Genomic DNA, 15,632 nt, shown 5'->3' with positions numbered 1-15,632 from the left:
GTACTGAGGGAATTGGACTCGACGAGCTACGACTACGACGAGCGCGGCAATCTGATCACGAAATCGGGCGGCGCTCACGCGCCGTGGCGATACCGATATGACGAACAGAACCGGCTAATAGAGGCCAGCCGCTATGCGCGACCGCCCGCGCCGTGGGAACGCAGCCACCATGCGCCACGGGACGACAGCCCGCCCAAGCCCGAACTCGTGGTTCGGTTCTCCTACGACGCGTTTGGCCGGCGCATTGCCAAGGAACTCCAGCACGCAAGCGGCCCCGCCGAACTGACGGTCTTCACGTGGGATGGCGACGTGCTCTTGATGGAAGAGCGCTTCGAGGCGTTGCTGCGTGAACGCGGCTTCGAGCGCAGATCGGAGAATGCGCGGTACGCGATGGTGCGGGAGGATGCGCAGGACGCGTACTCGCTACCGGTCGCGCAGCGCATGCACACGCTCGACGCGGAGTACCAGTGGATGCGCGCCTCGCTCTATCTGCATGAGCCGGGGACGTTCGTGCCGCTGGCGCGGCTCGATGAGAAGCTGGTCGAACCGGCGTTCCTCGCCACTGGCACGGACGGGCGTTTTGTGCAGGTGCCCGCGAAGTCGAAGCATGCGACGGTGTTCTATCAGAACGATCATCTGGGCACGCCGCAGGAGTTGCTCGATGAGTCTGGCAAGGTGGTTTGGCTTGCGCGCTATAAGGCGTGGGGCGGGCGAAAGGGTGCGCCCTATGGTAAGGAAGACCCGGCTGAGACGGATAACGCGATCCGGTTTCAGGGGCAGTATGTCGATGAAGAGACGGGGCTGCACTACAATCGAAACCGTTACTACGATCCGAGCAGTGGAAGATTCATCAGCAAGGACCCGATTGGGTTAGCGGGTGGAATCAATGTCTACCAATACGCCAACGGCAACCCGGCGCGATGGATCGACCCGCTTGGCCTAACCCCATGCCCTGGACGTAAGGGCGCATTCCGCCAAGCGAAGCGTGATCTGGGGATTCCGTTAAGTCAGCAGCCTGACCGAGTTCTTAACGAGAAAACTGGCCAGATGAGTCCATATAATCAGGTCATGATGACAGGCTCAGACGGGTCGCCGGTGCTCGATAAGAGCAATCAACCGATCTGGACAAGAGAGTATCAATTCACTCGTTCTGATGGGAGCGTGGTCTTGATTCAAGATCATGGCGCTGGCCATTACTATGGCGAAGGAGGTGTGGGAGATCAGGGACCTCACTTCAATGTGAGGCCATGTTCAAATCCACGCACGGGTAAGGTTTCCGGCACTCAAGCCCATTATTCGTTTTAGGAGTAACCGTGAATCTTGTTGATCTCGCTGGTGCAGAGTTGTTACGTCGGGTCTTCAGCTACAGCCCGACGACAGAGAAGATTGATTTATTCGACATCTCTCTGAAAAGGGACGGAAAGGTGTTTATAGCGAACTTTGATCTTATTGATCAAGTTCCTGATCGTCCTCCGGAAAAGTGGAAGAACTTCAATCGGTGTCGGGTAGGAATTCACTGTGCCGTCGTTAGTGAACTGCAAATATCTGGATGGAACACACGAAATATAGCGTGTCTCTGCATCGATAAAACAGAGGGTGGGTACGAAGTTCGAATTATTGGAGACTCGTTAAAAATCAAGTTCCTTTGCCAGTTTGTTTCGCTCACTGGTCCGACCGTCTATCTTGATGGAGAATAGTTTCATCGGAATGAACGAAGGGGCCGCATTGCGGCCCCTTCGTTCATTCGGCTGTGATAGTCAATCGCCCATGTTCCACATTGATCTTAACGCGCTGCCCCGCTTTGAATCCGGCGTACTCGATCCATCGCCCCGGCGAACTTGAGCCACGAATAAAGCGGCGGCTCGGGACGTTGCCAGACCAAGTGAACGACCGCAGCCTCGCCCATCTTTACCCTGGTGAAAATTTTCAGGCGGTTGTTGATTTAGCCCATAAGCAAAAGCCAAATGCGGCCACGGAGGAAGTCATTCAATGCCTCAATCACTATGCCAACCATAACAATTTTCTTGATCTAAGTTAGAGACAAAATGACATCAATTGCATGCGTAGGCGACAGCACCACCCACGGCGGCCGCATCATCACCGGATCAGACACGATGGACATCGACGGACGCAAAGGCGCACGAGTGGGCGATCTCGTGTCATGTCCCGAACACGGCGTCAATCCCATCATTCAAGGCTCGGACTTGCTAACCGACACCAACGGCGAACACGTTGCGCTGGATGGCCATCTGACAGCGTGCGGTAGTCAAATAATTGCCTTGGGCGATCATGGCTCGATTGATTGACTAGCTCTGAGCGTGAGATCACGCGCTCGGGCAGGTACGAGCAGACCGGGTTTTACGTGCGCAACATCAACTATTTCCGCGGGACGATGCCGGCCGGCCGGCGGCATCAACGGAAGCCGGTGTCGAGACACGCTACGAGCGCGACCCAAACGAACGCTCAGTGCTCGCAAGGTCGGCAAGCAGGCCCCAGAAGATTGCCACTACGACTCACGACCGCCAAAACTGCTGGAAGCCGATAAGTCTGCATCCACGACCGAGAGACCCGAGCGACTTCATGGCACCGAGTAGCCATTCTTCACGCTCATGCTAAACGGCGGAATCACGTCGAACGTATTAATTGCGATCGGGGCAAGATAACCGATTCGCCGGATCTGCCCAAACCACCGCCTGAACTGCCAAACAAAGCCCTAAATCACCTTCCCCGGATTGAGAATCCCATCCGGATCGAGCGCCGCCTTGATCGCGCGCATGGCTTCGAGATCGGTCTCGCGACGGCTCTGCGGCAAGAAGTGCCGCTTCTTCACGCCGATTCCATGCTCGGCCGAAATCGATCCCGCGAACTCGCGCGTCACGTCGTAGATCACACTGTCGATCTCGTCGTGATCGTGCTTGCCCATGCCCGGCACGTCCACGACGATATGAATGTTGCCATCGCCAAGATGCCCATACGTCAGGACGAGCGCTTGCGGCCAGCGTTCGCGCAGACGCGCCTCGCACTTCTGCGCGGCATCGCCCACCTGCGCGATCGAAAAGCTCACGTCGTACGCCGCGTGATTCGGAATGAAGCGCTGATACTCGCCGGGCGCATCGCGAATCGACCAGAAGTCGCGCGCGTGCGCTTCCGACGACGCAATCGCGGCGTCCGTCACCACGCCGTCTTCCAGCATCGCGCCGAGAAACTCTTCAAAGGCATCGCCGTGACGGACCGGATCGGTGCCGACGCTCTCCAGCAGCACGTAGAACGGATGCGCATCCGCGAGCGGCGCGCGCAGGTTCTTGAGGTTGCCGATAACGGCATCGTGATAACCCGCCCACATCACTTCGAACGCGGATACCCCCGCGGCCAGCCCCGCCTGCGCACGCGTCAGCAGCGTGGTCACCGCGCGAAAGTCCGGCAAGCCGCACCACGCGGTGGCGGTCGCCGTTGGCTTCGGCCGTAATCGCAGCACGACACGCGTGATGATCGCGAGCGTGCCTTCGCTGCCGATCAACAAATGCCGCAAGTCATAGCCGCTGTTGTTCTTGATCATCTTGTTCAAGTCGCCAATGACCTTGCCGCTCGCCAGCACCGCTTCGACGCCGAGTACCTGATCGCGCATCATCCCGTACTTGATGACGCGGTTGCCGCCCGCGTTGGTGGCAAGATTGCCGCCAATGGAACAACTGCCGCGCGCGCCGAGATCCAGCGGAAAGTAAAAGCCCGCCGCGCTCGCCGCTTCCTGCACCACTTGCAACGGCGTGCCCGCTTCCACCGTCATGGTCGCGGAGACTTCATCGATCTCGAGGATGCGGTTCATGCGGTCGAGACTGAGCACGACTTCGTCCGTCAGCACGTTCGCGCCGCCCACGAGCCCGGTGAGCCCGCCTTGCGTAACGACCGCCTGCTTGTATTTCGTGCAGAGAGCGAGCGCCTTGGCGGCTTCCTCCGTGTTGCGCGGCCGGACGATGGCCGAAGGCGTCGCGCCCGGCAACCCGCTCCAGTCCACGACGCGCCGGTCGCCGAACTCTTCGGGCAACGCGACGACTTCCGCGCCAAGGGTTTCGCGCAAGGCGCTCACTGCTTCGCGTGCGGTCATTTGATGCTCGTCTCCATGCTGTATTTGCGGATCACCAGACAGTGTAGCCACCGTCCATGACGAGGTCCGAACCGGTCACGAAGGCGCTCGCGCGCGAAGCGAGGAACACCACGCCGGGCGCGATTTCATCGGGCGTCGCCATGCGGGCGAGCGGCGTGCCGTCGATCCACACCTTGCGCCACGTTTCGTTTTCGAAGCCGCGTTTCGTGAGTTCGGTGCCGACATATCCCGGCGATATCGAATTGACGCGCACGCCATCCGCGGCCCATTCCGCCGCAAGCGAGCGCGTCAAATGAATCACGCCCGCCTTCGATGCGTTGTACGACGCCTGCGGCTGCGGCTTGTTGGCGATCGACCCGCTCATGCTCGCGATGTTCACAATGCGCCCGGACTTCTGCCGCGTCATGTGCCGCGCGGCGCTTCGGCAGCAATAAAACACGCCGTCGAGGTTGACCGCGAGCACCGCGCGCCAGGCGGCATCGTCGGTTTCGAGCGCGGAGGCGTTCTTTACGATGCCCGCGTTGTTCACGAGCACGTCGAGCTTGCCGTGACGCGCGACGACGGTATCGAAGGCTTGATCGACAGACGATGAATCCGTCACGTCCAGTGCGACGAACGTGCCGCCGATTTCCTGCGCGGCCTTTTGTCCGAGCGCTTCATCGCGATCCGCGACGACGACCGTCGCGCCCGCGCTCTTCAAGCCTGTCGCGATCGCGAAGCCGATGCCTTGCGCCGCGCCCGTCACCACGCAGACATCGCCATCCAGACGGAAGGCATCCAGTGTCGAACTCATGTGCGCGCTCCTTCGAAGACGACGATATCCGCCGTGCCATCCGCGTGACCGACGATCATCTCGCTTGCAATGCCGGTGAAGAGGCCGTGTTCGACCACGCCCGGAATGGCGTTGAAGCGCGGCGACAGCGCGAGCGGCTCGGGAATGGCTTCGAGATGACAGTCGAGAATCCAGTTGCCGCTGTCGGTGACGACGAGTTCGCCGTTCTTCACGCGCCGCTCGATACGCACGCTTTCGTCGAAGCCCGCCGAGACGAACAGATCGCGCAGCAAACGCTCCGTGCTCTGCCAGCCGAACTGGATGATCTCGATAGGCAAGGGAAAGCGCCCGAGCGTATCGAAGACTTTCTTATCGTCGACGACAGCGACCATCTTGCGCGATGCCGCCGCCACGATCTTTTCCCACAGAAGACACGCGCCGCCGCCCTTGATCATGCTGCCCTGATGATCGATCTCGTCCGCGCCGTCGATAGTCACGTCGAGCCGGTCGATCTGCCCTAGATCGGTCAACGGCACACCGAGTTCGAGCGCAAGCTCGCGCGTGGCGTTCGACGTCGGCACGCCGACGACATCCAGCCCGTCCTTCACGCGCGGCGCGAGCGCACGCACGAACCAGTGCGAGGTCGTGCCCGAACCGAGACCCACCTTCATGCCCGGCTTCAGATAGTGATCGACCGCCTTGTTGCCAGAAACGAGTTTTGCTTCGTCCTGTTTCGATGCGGGTTTGAGCTGGGCATAGCCCGGTTCGATATACGTAGCCAATTGCGTCTCCGTTGACTTGCTTAGTCCATGAATTTGTCGGTGAACCACGGGTCGAGCGCGGCGAGATTGTCGGGCAACTCGCGGCCTTGAGCGAGGCCGAGCATCGCCACGAGCATGTTCACCACGAGCAGATGGTTGATCCGCGCCGTGAGCGGCGTGTACAGCTCGGTGTTCTCATAGGCGGGCACGGCAATGGTCAGATCGCACGTCTGCGCGAGCCGCGAGCCGGGCGCGCAAATGGCGATGGTGATTGCACCCTTGCCCTTGGCCATGGCGGCGGCCATCACGAGCGACTTGGTCGAGCCGGAATGCGAGAAGAACACGGCCACTTCGTCGTTGCGCAAGGTTGGCGCGAGCAGCAACTGACGCTGGCTTTCGAGCACTACGCGGCAATGCAGCCCCAAGCGAAAGAACTTGTGCTCGGCATCGAAGGCAATGGTTTCGGAGATGCCGAGGCCGAACAGAAAGATGCCCTTCGCCTCGATCAGATACTTGGCCGCGCGCTCGATGGCGCTCGCATCGACATCCTTGGCGAAGCGCTGAATGGCGTGCAGCGAGTTGTTGATGATCTTGTTGCAGACGTTCTCGGGCGCGTCGGCGTTGGTGATCGCTTCGTAATCGAAGGGCGCTTGCGGAATCAGACCCTGGCCCAGACGCACCTTGAAGTCCTGATAGTCCGCGCACTCGAAGCGCCGGAAAAAGCGCACCACGGTCGGGTCGCTCGTCTGTGCCGCTTCGGACAACTCGGCCATGCTCATCTTGAGCGCGGCTTCGGGCGCGCCCAGCAGGACATCGGCGATACGCAAGGTCGCGCCCGTCAGCGCAGGGTGTTCGAGCGCAATGCGCCGCAACAGGTCGTTTCTCATCAGGCTCCCGGCAGGCGCGACGCATTGAGCGCGGCGCACCTTGTTACTAGATCGGCGAACGAGTCGAGCCGGGCATCCTCGGCAACGGGAACGTCGGGTCCCGTGCCCCAGTTGACGATCAGGCAACGCACCTGCGCACGTTCGGCGCATTCGGCGTCGATGCGCGTATCGCCGATATAGAGCGCATGCTCGGGCGCGACGTCGAGCGCTTCGAGCGTCGCGAGCAGATGCCGGGGATGCGGCTTTCTCTGTGCAAGCATATCGCCTCCGATCACCGAGCTGAAGTACTGCTCGATGCCGAAATGCGCGAGCACCGCCTGCGCCAGATGCTGTGCCTTGTTCGTGCATACGCCGAGCTTGATGCCCGCCGCATGCAGCGCGGGAACTGCGGTGAGCGCGTCGGCGTACACGGTCGCTTCGCCAACCGGGTGCTGCTTGTAAATGGACAAATACGCTTCGACGTCGGCGCTTACGCGATCATGATCGAGCGTGAGACCCAAGCCCTTGTACAACTTGTCGATCAGCCCGAACGACCCTTCGCCGATGTACTGCGCCACGAAGCTCACCGTCTGCGGCGGCAGGCCATGCGTCGCGAGCAGACGATTCACCGCGTTGGCGATATCGGGCGCCGTGTCGACGAGCGTGCCATCGAGGTCGAACACGATGGCATCGACAGGAACTTCCGCGAGATTGACGGTCATCGGTTGGTGCTCTCCGGGTAGGCGGGTTCGGCTGCGATACGCTCATAGACCGGGCGCAACGTGTCGTACAGCGTGCGGAAGGTTTCGAAACGTGCGTCGTAGAGCGGCCCGAGTCGCGCGTCGGGACTGATGCGCTCCGTCACGCGCAAGGTGCTGACGGCTTCGTCGAGCGTGGTCCACCAGCCCGCGCCCACGCCAGCCGCGAGCACCGCGCCGTATGCGCCGCCCTCCGACGCGCCCGTGACAGTGGTGACTTCGCGTTGCAGCACGTCGGCAAGCAGGCGCAGCCAGAAGGGCTCGGCGGTCGCGCCACCGGACACCCGCACTTCGTCGCAGGCGAGGCCTGCGCTTGACCCCAGCGCCGCGATGGCGCGAATGTTCAACAAAACGCCTTCCATGACGCTGCGCACGAGGTGCGAGGCGTCGTGCATCGAGGTGAGGCCGATCCACGCGGCACGGCCGTCGGCGGCAACGTGCGGACAGCGTTCGCCGAGCAGATAAGGCAAAAACAGCAAGCCGTCCGATCCGGGCGCGGCGGCTTTGGCAAGATCGGTCATCTCCGAGAACGACAGCGCGGACGTCATGCGTCTTAGCGCACCGCGCAGCCATTCGAACGCGCCGCCCGCCGACAGCGTCACGCCCATCACATGCCAGCGGCCCGGCGCGTTGCCGCACGAAATCTGCAACTGGCCTGTCGCCACCGGACACTCCCGCATGCCGCCCGCGACGATACCCGCCGTGCCGATGGTCACGCCGAGCGGTCCGGTATCGATCGCGCCCATCGACGTGGTCTGGATTACCGAATCGCCGCCGCCGCCGAAGACGGGTGTATCGGCGGACAGGCCCCACGCTTGCGCAAGCTCAAGCCGCAAGACGCCCGCGCGTTCGGTCGATTCCACGACCTCCGGCACGAGGCTCGCGGGCAGGTCGAGCAGCGAGAGCAGCGCTTGCGACCAGGCGCGGCGCTTTACATCGAAGAGGCCGGTACCGGATGCATCGGAAACATCGGTGATATGTTCGCCCGTCAGGCGCAGGCGCAGATAATCCTTCGGGTTCAGCATGCGCCTCATGCGCGCGAAGAGTTCGGGCTCGTGCTCGCGCATCCACAAGAGCTTGCCCGCAGTGAAACCCGGCAGCATGCGGTTCTGAACCATCGCAAGCAAGCCGTCGAGACCGCCCGCGCGCGCGGTGATCTCATCGCAATGGGGCGCCGCGCGTTGGTCGCACCAGAGAATCGCGGGGCGCAGCACGTTGTCGGCTTCGTCGAGCGCGGCGAGACCATGCATCTGACCCGACAGGCCGATACCCGCCACCGCACGGCGATCCGGCAGCGCGGCGAGCACTTCGGCCAGCGCGCTTTGCGTGGCCTGCCACCAGTGCTCCGGGTCTTGTTCCGCCCAGCCCGGACGCGGCGAGACGAGCGGGTAAGACGCGAGCGCCTTCGCCGCCACGCGCCCGTTGCCATCCACCGCGATGACCTTGCACGCGGACGTCCCCACGTCGATGCCGAGAAGATAGCGTTCCATCGTCGCTCTCCGCTCAGGCGCCGTGTCGCAAACGCACGTGCTTCAGATGCAGATACCCTTCCATGCCTTCGCGGCCGTGCTCGTAGCCCGTGCCGCTCTGTTTGCGGCCGCCGTAGGGCGCGTTCATGATGCCCGCATCGACGTGATTGATGGCGACGTTGCCGAAGTCGAGTTCGCGCGAAAGCGTGAAGCTCTCCTTGACGTGCTCCGTGTACGCATAGGCCGCGAGTCCGGCGGGCGTGCCGTTGGCTGCATCGATGGCTTCGTCGAGCGTCTTGTAAGGCGCAACGCCGATCACCGGGCCGAAGGTTTCCTCGTGCATGACGAGCATCTCGGGCGTGCCATCGGCGATGACGGTCGGCGCGAGAAACAAGCCCGCGCCGGAACCGAGCGTGGAAGGACGCCCGCCGCCGCAGAGAATGCGCGCGCCGCGCTCGCGTGCGTCGTCCAGATGCCGCTCTACCTTGACGACGCCCGCGCGCGTGGCCATTGGTCCGATATCCGCGCGTTCGTTGGCCACGCCATCGGCGACGACGAGTTTGTTCGCGCCTTCGGTTAGCCGCGCGAGAAACGCGTCGTAGACCGACTCTTGCACATACGCGCGATTGATCGAGATGCAGATTTGCCCGGCATTGCGAAACGCGCGCCGCAACGTGCCCGCGACGGCGAGATCGATATCGGCATGCGCGGTCACGATGAGCGGACAACTGCCGCCGAGTTCCAGCGACAGACCTGTGATGCCGCGCACCGTGCGATAGATGTCCTCGCCCGCCGTGCCCGAACCCGTGAACGCCACCTTATCGATACGCGGATGCCCGACGAGCCGCTTGCCCGCCTCGCGCGCGCCCATTACCAGATTGGCGACGCCCGCTGGCAAGCCCGCGCGATCCACGCAGCGAAACACGGCTTCCGCGCTCGAAGGCGTGTACTCGGAAGGCTTCACGACGATCGTGCAACCCGCCGCCAGCGAAGCCGCGAGCTTCCAGCCGATCAGTTCGACCGGATAATTCCACGGCGCAATGGCCGCGACCACGCCGACCGGTTCCTTCTCCACGAAACTGACGAAGCCATCCTCTTCGTTCGGAATGGTTTCGCCATAGATACGCACCGCCTCTTCCGCGTAATAGTGAAACGCCTTCGCGAGTTTGCGCGCTTCGCCTTGTGCTTCGGCCAATGGCTTGCCCATTTCCACCGTGATCGACATGGCAATGGCGCGTTCGTCCTTCGCGATTTCGTCGGCGATGGCGTGCAGCAGGCGCGAGCGTTCGAACGGATTCACGCGCCGCCATGTTTTGAACGCGCGCGAGGCGGCTTCGATTGCGGAATCGATCACGTCCTGGCTCGCATCCGGCGCGCGGGAAACGACTTGCTCCGTGCTCGGATTCGTTACGTCGATCCATTCGCTCACGCTTTCTTTCGTGAAGCGTCCATCGATATACATCTCGCAGTGTCGTGGTTCTGTCATGGCGAAAAAGTGGTGAATGCGTTTATTGCGAGACGAAGTTGACGCGGATCGCGTCGACGGCCACCGCGACGAAAATCAGAATGCCGCCGATCATCTGCACGTAGAACGACGGCACTTCGGTGATCGCGAGACCAACGTGGATCACCGTGAGCAGCAGCACGCCGCCGAGAATGCCGAGCGCGCCGCCGCGTCCGCCGAACACGCTCACGCCACCGATGATCGGCGCGGCAATCGCATACAGCAGGAAGCCTTCGCCCTGATCCGAGGTAATGGCCATTTGCCACGCGGCAAGCAGATAGCCCGCGACGCCCGAAAGAAAGCCCGACAACGTAAAGGCGATCACCTTCACGCGATTCACGCGAATGCCCGCCGAGTTGGCCGCGAGCGCGTTGCCGCCGGTCGCATACAGATAACGTCCGAGCACGGTCTTGCGCAGCAAAAAGCCCATGCCTAGCAGCACGACGAGAAACACGATAGGCATGACAGGCCAGTTGTTGATGGTGTACTGCCCGATCCAGATATAGCCGGCGGACATATCGGAGATGGTGTTGCCCTGCGTGACCGCAAGCAGCGAGCCTTGCAGCACGATCATCACGGCGAGCGTCTGGATCAGCGAGACCATCTTGAGGCGCGTCACGCACATGCCGTTGAAAAAACCGATAGCCGTCGCCGCCGCGATGCCCACCGGCACGCCGACAGCGGGCGACAAGCCGAGCCGCGTCGAAACGATCGCGCCGATGGCCGCCGAAAAGCCCATGTTGCTGGCGATCGAGAGGTCGATCTCCGCGACCATCAGCGGCAACGAAACCGCGAGCGCGAGCAAGCCGAGCACGGTTGCCTGCACGAGCACGTTCTGCAGATTCGAGAGCGTGAAGAAGAACGGATTGAGTACGCCGAACACGATCACGAGCGCCGCGAGCCAGAGCCACACGACGTTCTGAAAGACCCACTGCACGCCCGCTCTGCTGCGCTTCGTGCCCGGCGCCGCGCCCGCCTTCGACAACGTGGCCGGCGCCGGCGTGATATCGCTACCTGATTGCATGGACTCTCTCCTCATGTTTGGCTCGCGAGCGGTTCCGGCTCGGTTTGTACCGACGCGCTTTCGACGTTGAACGCCGATTGCAGGATCGCGTCCTTCTCGATCTGCGCGCCCGTGTATTCACGCTCGATGCGCCCGCCCACGAACACGCAGACGCGGTCCACCATGCGCACCATCTCGTCGAGATCGCTCGTGATGACGATCACCGAGAGGCCTTCGCGCGTCAGCGTATCGATGATTCGGTGGACTTCTTCCTTCACGCCGACGTCGATGCCGCGCGTGGGTTCATCGAGAATCAGAAGGCGCGGCGACGTGGCGAGCACGCGGCCGAGACACACCTTTTGCTGATTGCCGCCCGAGAGCGTGCCGAGCAGCACTTCGGGCGTGGCCGCCTTCACGCGAAAGTGTTCGAAATAGCGTTTGACGACGTGACGTTCCGCGCCCGCGTCGATCACGCCGCCGTGTGAGACATCCGCGAGACTCGACAGCGTGATGTTGTGCGCGATGCTCTGCAGACCGACGAGGCCATCGCGATGCCGGTCGTCCGACAAATACGCGATGCCGCGCTCGAACGCCGGACCCGGATGATTCGGCATGACGCTTGTGCGGCCGTCGTGCGAGACGCGACCGCTTTTTGCGCGATTCAGGCCGAAGAGCGCCAGCGCGAACTCCTTCGCGCCCGACCCCGGCAAGCCCGCGAAGCCGACGATCTCCCCCGGCGCAATCGAGAAGCGCTCCACGTCCACGCCCGGCGCGACCAGGTCTTCGACGAGCCACGCGGCGCCCGCCGCGTCGCCTGCGCCGCGTGCACGGGTGGCTTCGCGGTCGCGATAGAAAAGCGGCACGTCGCGGCCGATCACGAGTTCGGACAGGCCGTCGGAGTCGATCTGCGAGAGGTCGTCGTGCTCGCCCGCGAGTTTGCCGTTGCGCAGCACGGAGACGCCGTCGCAGATATCGAGAATCTCTTCGTTGTAATGCGAGATGAAGACGAAGGTCACGCCGCGCGCCTTCAGGCTGCGCATGAAGTCGAACAGATGCTCGCGGTCGGCGAGCGTCAGCGCGGTCGTGGGTTCGTCGAGAATCAGCAGCTTGCCGCCGCTATGCAGCGCACGCAGGATGTTGAGCTTGCGCTTGGCGACCGCCGACAGCAAACGCGCGGGCATGCGCGGATCGAAACCCGTTCCTTCGAGCGCGATCTCGACGCTTTGCATTTGCGCGCGCTGGTCCACCTGTTTCAAGAGGCCGCGCTTGACCGGCCAGCGGCCCAGCATGAGATTGTCGGCGACCGACATGGAGTCGACGATCATCGGTTCCTGCGTCACGAGGAACACGCCGCGCGCTTCCATCTGCTTGACGTCCGAGCCTTGCATGTCCTCGCCGTCGAAGGTGATGCTGCCTTCGGTCGGCGCCGTCTGGCCGGAAATGAGCCGCACGAGCGTCGATTTGCCCGCGCCGTTTTCGCCGAGCAGACCGTGAATGGTGCCGCGCCGGATGTTGACCGACACGCGATCCAGCGCGACTACCGCCTTGTAGCGCTTGACGACATCGTGCGTTCTCAGGATGTACTCGTTGCTGCTCATATCCGCCATGAAGCGAACCTCCGTTTGGCGATGGCGCGCGAAGCTCGCGCGCCGCCCTGCTCAACGTGAATCACCGGTGCATCAGGAGTAACGCAGTCCCCATTCGTTATAGGCGATGTTGCCCCACTGGCGTTTGTCCTTCACCGAGGAGGCATCGACGATAAACGGCTGGATCACGAGACTCGGGCCGGTCTCCGATTTGGTGATCTGCGCTTTCTCCCAAAAGTACTGGCTGTTCTGATACGGCCCGAGCGGCACCGGCTGGCCCTTCAGCGAATACTTGTCGAGCATGTCGACGGTGATCTGCGCGTAGGCGATCGGGTCTTGCGAAACCACCGCATCCATGTAGCCGTCCGCGATCCATTGCAGCGCGGCCGGCTCGCCGTCGATATTCACGAAGATCACGTGTCCCTGCTCGCCGACCTTCTTCCACTTGCCCTTTTGCTGCAAGGCCGTGACGATGCCGCGCGCGGGCGAATCGCTCGGCGCGTGGACGGCGTCGAGATCGGGATACTCGGAGAGTGTCGAGAGCGTGACGGACAACATGTTCTTCAGAAGCCCTTCGGTCGGACGGCTGATGAGCTTGACGTCCGGATACTTCTTCATCGTCTCCTCGAAGCCTTCCTTGCGCAGCCGCCACGCCACCGATTGCAGCGCGCCGTAGCAGTTGAGCACCGAGCCTTTCGCCGACCCGTGCTTCTTCTTGAGCAGACCGACAATGGCTTCCGCCGCCATGATGCCGCCCTGATGATTGTCGAAGTCCACCGTCACCGCGACATCGCCGCCGAGCGCGGGGGTATCGATAATGCCGACGGGGATCTTCTTCATGTTGTACTTCTTGATGACGCTGACGATAGCCTGGCTGTCGATCGGGTCCGCGATGATCGCCGACGGGTTCTTCAACATCAGGCTGTTCCACTGTTCGAGCTGCGTCGTGTTGCTGAAGTTGGCGTTGACGGCCTGAAACGTCCAGCCCTTCGCTTCGACGGCGCGCTTCACCGCTTCCTGCTGCGTGGCGAAGAAGTAGTAATCCAGACTCTTGTTGCTATAAGGAACGAACACTTTCTGCTGGGCGAAAGCCTTGCCCGAGACCGACGAAAGCGCGACCGAACCGGCCGTGGCGGCAAGTCCCGCCAGGAACTTTCTACGCGATGCGACTTCCAGTGCTTCTTCCATAGTTGTTGTCTCCTCAACACCGATATGGCAGCGACATTCGCCACGGGACTTGCGCCTTGGGTCAGGTAGTAAATTTCTTTTTGACCGTAGTAATACAAACAAAATATACAAAACGCTGTGGGCGGGCGACAAGATAGGGTTTACTAGCTGACGCGCTGCAATACTATATGCAGCAAGCCTTTCGGCGAATTTTCAGCGCAAATAAAGTGTCCGTTGCAAACGTAGCGTTACTATTTTTTGACATGATGTCGAGCGAATGGACTACGGCAACCCTTCATTTCGCCGACGAAGGCATCAGGGCGCGCGAAAGCTGAAGCTGGTAGAGATAAGACCAGCACGCTTGCTCACTCAAGGAGACACCACATGAACGACGCCACGCGTTATCGCGTGAATCCGGACGCCTTGCGCGCGTTCGTCGCCGAGGTTTATAGAAGCGTGGGCGCGAACACCGAGGACGCGCACGTCGCCGCCGATGCAATGGTGCAGGCCGACCTCTGGGGTCATCAGTCGCATGGGGTGTTGCGGCTCGGCTGGTACTACGCGCGGTTGCGTTCGGGCGCCATGAAGGCGTCGACCAGCCTGAGTTTTCCCGTCGATGCAGGCGCCGTCGCGGTCATGGACGGCGGCGACAGCATAGGTCCGGTGGTGGGACGCGCGGCGACGCTCGACGCAATCCGCCGCGCGAAGGCGCATGGCATCGGCGCGGTATCGGTGCGCAACTCGAATCATTTCGGCACGTGCATGTATTTCACGCGGATGGCGGCGAACGACGGCTGCATCATGCTGTGCATGACCAACGGCGGCCCGAACATGGCGCCGTGGGGCGGGCTCAAGAAGATGATCGGCACCAATCCGTGGTCCGTGGCCGCGCCCGCCGGACGTTATGAACCGATGGTGATGGACGTGGCGAACTCGGGCGTCGCGCGCGGCAAGATCTTTCTCGCGCAGATGCGTCACGAACCGATTCCACTCGGCTGGGCCGTGGATTCACGCGGCCGCCCGACGACCGACCCTGTGGAAGGCCTCAAGGGTTTCATCCTGCCGATGGCAGAGCACAAAGGGTATGCCATCGGAACGATGGTCGACGTGCTTTCCGGCGTCCTCTCGGGCAGCGGGTGTCTGACGGACGTGCACGGTCCGTACGATCCGGTGAATCGCAGCCGCGCGGGGCATCTGATGATCGCGCTGAATGTCGCCGCATTTCAGCCGCTCGCCGAGTTCAACGCGCGTATGGAGCGCTATGTGGAAGCGCTCAAGGCCGCGCCGCTCGCCGAGGGTGTCGACGAAGTGTTCTATCCGGGCGAGAAGGAAACGCGCGCCCAGCAGACTCAACTCGAAGAAGGATTGTGGCTGCCCGCCGATACCATCGCCGGGCTGGACGCGGTCGCCGCCGAAGCCAACGTGAAGATCGTGGCGCGCGACTGACCGCGTGAGACGCGTCGTTCAGGCAAACGTCGCTTCGTTCTGGCGGGCGGCGCGCGGCAGCATCCGGTCGAATTCACGCTTGACGATGCCGTAGCATTCGCACGCGCGCTCTTCGAGACCAGCGCGGTCGAGCACCTTGATGCAGCCGCGGCTGTGATGGATCAGACCTGCGTCGTGCAGCTTGCCTGCGGCTTCCGT

15 protein-coding genes and 1 pseudogene are annotated in these 15,632 nt (G+C 62.3%); 4 read left to right on the top strand and 12 right to left on the bottom strand.

Translation table 11 applies throughout. From position 1 onward, the window contains the following. Positions 1-1,305, top strand: a 1,305-nt coding sequence (locus NCT04_RS24700; protein ID WP_250468133.1) for an RHS repeat-associated core domain-containing protein, incomplete at its 5' end; no start/stop codon positions are given. An 8-nt stretch (positions 1,306-1,313) separates the two neighbouring features. After that, the gene (locus tag NCT04_RS24695; protein ID WP_250468132.1) at positions 1,314-1,697 is read left to right on the top strand and encodes an immunity 50 family protein; all 384 of its coding nucleotides are present in this window, start codon (positions 1,314-1,316) and stop codon (positions 1,695-1,697) included. 43 nt (positions 1,698-1,740) lie between these two features. Here the strand turns inward: NCT04_RS24695 and NCT04_RS34770 are convergent, their stop codons facing one another. After that, a complete protein-coding gene (locus NCT04_RS34770) occupies positions 1,741-1,821 on the bottom strand; it encodes a SymE family type I addiction module toxin (RefSeq protein WP_250468134.1) in 81 nt (26 codons plus the stop codon). A gap of 224 nt (positions 1,822-2,045) precedes the next feature. On the opposite strand from NCT04_RS34770, the gene NCT04_RS24685 reads away from it, so the two are divergent. Beyond that, positions 2,046-2,306 carry a PAAR domain-containing protein gene (locus tag NCT04_RS24685; RefSeq protein ID WP_250468131.1) on the top strand — a complete coding sequence of 87 codons (261 nt, stop codon included), beginning with the start codon at positions 2,046-2,048 and terminating at the stop codon, positions 2,304-2,306. A 407-nt stretch (positions 2,307-2,713) separates the two neighbouring features. On the opposite strand, the gene NCT04_RS24680 is transcribed toward NCT04_RS24685, so the two are convergent. From NCT04_RS24680 to NCT04_RS24635, 10 genes are all read right to left on the bottom strand, one after another. Continuing rightward, positions 2,714-4,102 carry an FAD-binding oxidoreductase gene (locus NCT04_RS24680; RefSeq protein ID WP_250468130.1) on the bottom strand — a complete coding sequence of 463 codons (1,389 nt, stop codon included), beginning with the start codon at positions 4,100-4,102 and terminating at the stop codon, positions 2,714-2,716. 31 nt (positions 4,103-4,133) lie between these two features. Further along, complete coding sequence (locus NCT04_RS24675) at positions 4,134-4,895, bottom strand: SDR family NAD(P)-dependent oxidoreductase (protein WP_250468129.1); 762 nt, start codon at positions 4,893-4,895, stop codon at positions 4,134-4,136. Next, positions 4,892-5,656 (bottom strand): ribose-5-phosphate isomerase RpiA, encoded by a 765-nt coding sequence (gene rpiA, locus NCT04_RS24670; RefSeq protein ID WP_250468128.1) that lies wholly within the window; start codon positions 5,654-5,656, stop codon positions 4,892-4,894. The genes NCT04_RS24675 and rpiA overlap by 4 nt, the downstream gene beginning before the upstream one ends. Before the next feature lie 20 nt (positions 5,657-5,676). Beyond that, positions 5,677-6,522, bottom strand: coding sequence for a MurR/RpiR family transcriptional regulator (locus NCT04_RS24665; RefSeq protein WP_244831884.1), 846 nt, complete (start codon positions 6,520-6,522; stop codon positions 5,677-5,679). Next, positions 6,522-7,223, bottom strand: a complete 702-nt coding sequence (locus tag NCT04_RS24660) for an HAD-IA family hydrolase (protein WP_250468127.1) — start codon at positions 7,221-7,223, stop codon at positions 6,522-6,524. Before NCT04_RS24660 ends, NCT04_RS24665 begins: the two co-directional genes overlap by 1 nt. Beyond that, positions 7,220-8,749 (bottom strand): xylulokinase, encoded by a 1,530-nt coding sequence (xylB, locus tag NCT04_RS24655; protein WP_250468126.1) that lies wholly within the window; start codon positions 8,747-8,749, stop codon positions 7,220-7,222. Before xylB ends, NCT04_RS24660 begins: the two co-directional genes overlap by 4 nt. Before the next feature lie 13 nt (positions 8,750-8,762). Continuing rightward, positions 8,763-10,214, bottom strand: a complete 1,452-nt coding sequence (locus NCT04_RS24650; RefSeq protein WP_250468125.1) for an aldehyde dehydrogenase family protein — start codon at positions 10,212-10,214, stop codon at positions 8,763-8,765. Positions 10,215-10,236: 22 nt separating this feature from the next. Further along, the gene (locus NCT04_RS24645; RefSeq protein ID WP_250468124.1) at positions 10,237-11,256 is read right to left on the bottom strand and encodes an ABC transporter permease; all 1,020 of its coding nucleotides are present in this window, start codon (positions 11,254-11,256) and stop codon (positions 10,237-10,239) included. Between the two features lie 11 nt (positions 11,257-11,267). Next, complete coding sequence (locus NCT04_RS24640; protein WP_250468123.1) at positions 11,268-12,842, bottom strand: sugar ABC transporter ATP-binding protein; 1,575 nt, start codon at positions 12,840-12,842, stop codon at positions 11,268-11,270. Between the two features lie 72 nt (positions 12,843-12,914). Continuing rightward, positions 12,915-14,009, bottom strand: coding sequence for a sugar ABC transporter substrate-binding protein (locus tag NCT04_RS24635; RefSeq protein ID WP_244831890.1), 1,095 nt, complete (start codon positions 14,007-14,009; stop codon positions 12,915-12,917). A 363-nt stretch (positions 14,010-14,372) separates the two neighbouring features. Here NCT04_RS24635 and NCT04_RS24630 point away from each other — a divergent pair, with 363 nt between their 5' ends. Then, positions 14,373-15,434: an Ldh family oxidoreductase gene (locus NCT04_RS24630; protein WP_250468122.1), complete on the top strand. Its 1,062-nt coding sequence runs from the start codon at positions 14,373-14,375 to the stop codon at positions 15,432-15,434. A gap of 18 nt (positions 15,435-15,452) precedes the next feature. Here the strand turns inward: NCT04_RS24630 and NCT04_RS24625 are convergent. After that, positions 15,453-15,632: pseudogene (locus tag NCT04_RS24625) on the bottom strand (Crp/Fnr family transcriptional regulator); the annotation flags it as partial.

The organism is Caballeronia sp. GAFFF2 (assembly GCF_023631485.1).
GTDB lineage: Bacteria > Pseudomonadota > Gammaproteobacteria > Burkholderiales > Burkholderiaceae > Caballeronia.
Note: the sequence above shows the minus strand (reverse complement) of the source record. Positions and strands in the feature narration are given on the sequence as shown.

Excerpts from the sequence above, each read along its gene's own strand:
- NCT04_RS24635 (WP_244831890.1), bottom strand. The coding sequence starts at position 14,009 with ATGGAAGAAGCACTGGAAGTCGCATCGCGTAGAAAGTTCCTGGCGGGA.
- NCT04_RS24650 (WP_250468125.1), bottom strand. The coding sequence starts at position 10,214 with ATGACAGAACCACGACACTGCGAGATGTATATCGATGGACGCTTCACG.
- NCT04_RS24630 (WP_250468122.1), top strand. The coding sequence starts at position 14,373 with ATGAACGACGCCACGCGTTATCGCGTGAATCCGGACGCCTTGCGCGCG.
- NCT04_RS24675 (WP_250468129.1), bottom strand. The coding sequence starts at position 4,895 with ATGAGTTCGACACTGGATGCCTTCCGTCTGGATGGCGATGTCTGCGTG.
- NCT04_RS24640 (WP_250468123.1), bottom strand. The coding sequence starts at position 12,842 with ATGGCGGATATGAGCAGCAACGAGTACATCCTGAGAACGCACGATGTC.
- NCT04_RS24680 (WP_250468130.1), bottom strand. The coding sequence starts at position 4,102 with ATGACCGCACGCGAAGCAGTGAGCGCCTTGCGCGAAACCCTTGGCGCG.
- NCT04_RS24660 (WP_250468127.1), bottom strand. The coding sequence starts at position 7,223 with ATGACCGTCAATCTCGCGGAAGTTCCTGTCGATGCCATCGTGTTCGAC.
- xylB (WP_250468126.1), bottom strand. The coding sequence starts at position 8,749 with ATGGAACGCTATCTTCTCGGCATCGACGTGGGGACGTCCGCGTGCAAG.
- NCT04_RS24665 (WP_244831884.1), bottom strand. The coding sequence starts at position 6,522 with ATGAGAAACGACCTGTTGCGGCGCATTGCGCTCGAACACCCTGCGCTG.
- NCT04_RS24685 (WP_250468131.1), top strand. The coding sequence starts at position 2,046 with ATGACATCAATTGCATGCGTAGGCGACAGCACCACCCACGGCGGCCGC.
- NCT04_RS24645 (WP_250468124.1), bottom strand. The coding sequence starts at position 11,256 with ATGCAATCAGGTAGCGATATCACGCCGGCGCCGGCCACGTTGTCGAAG.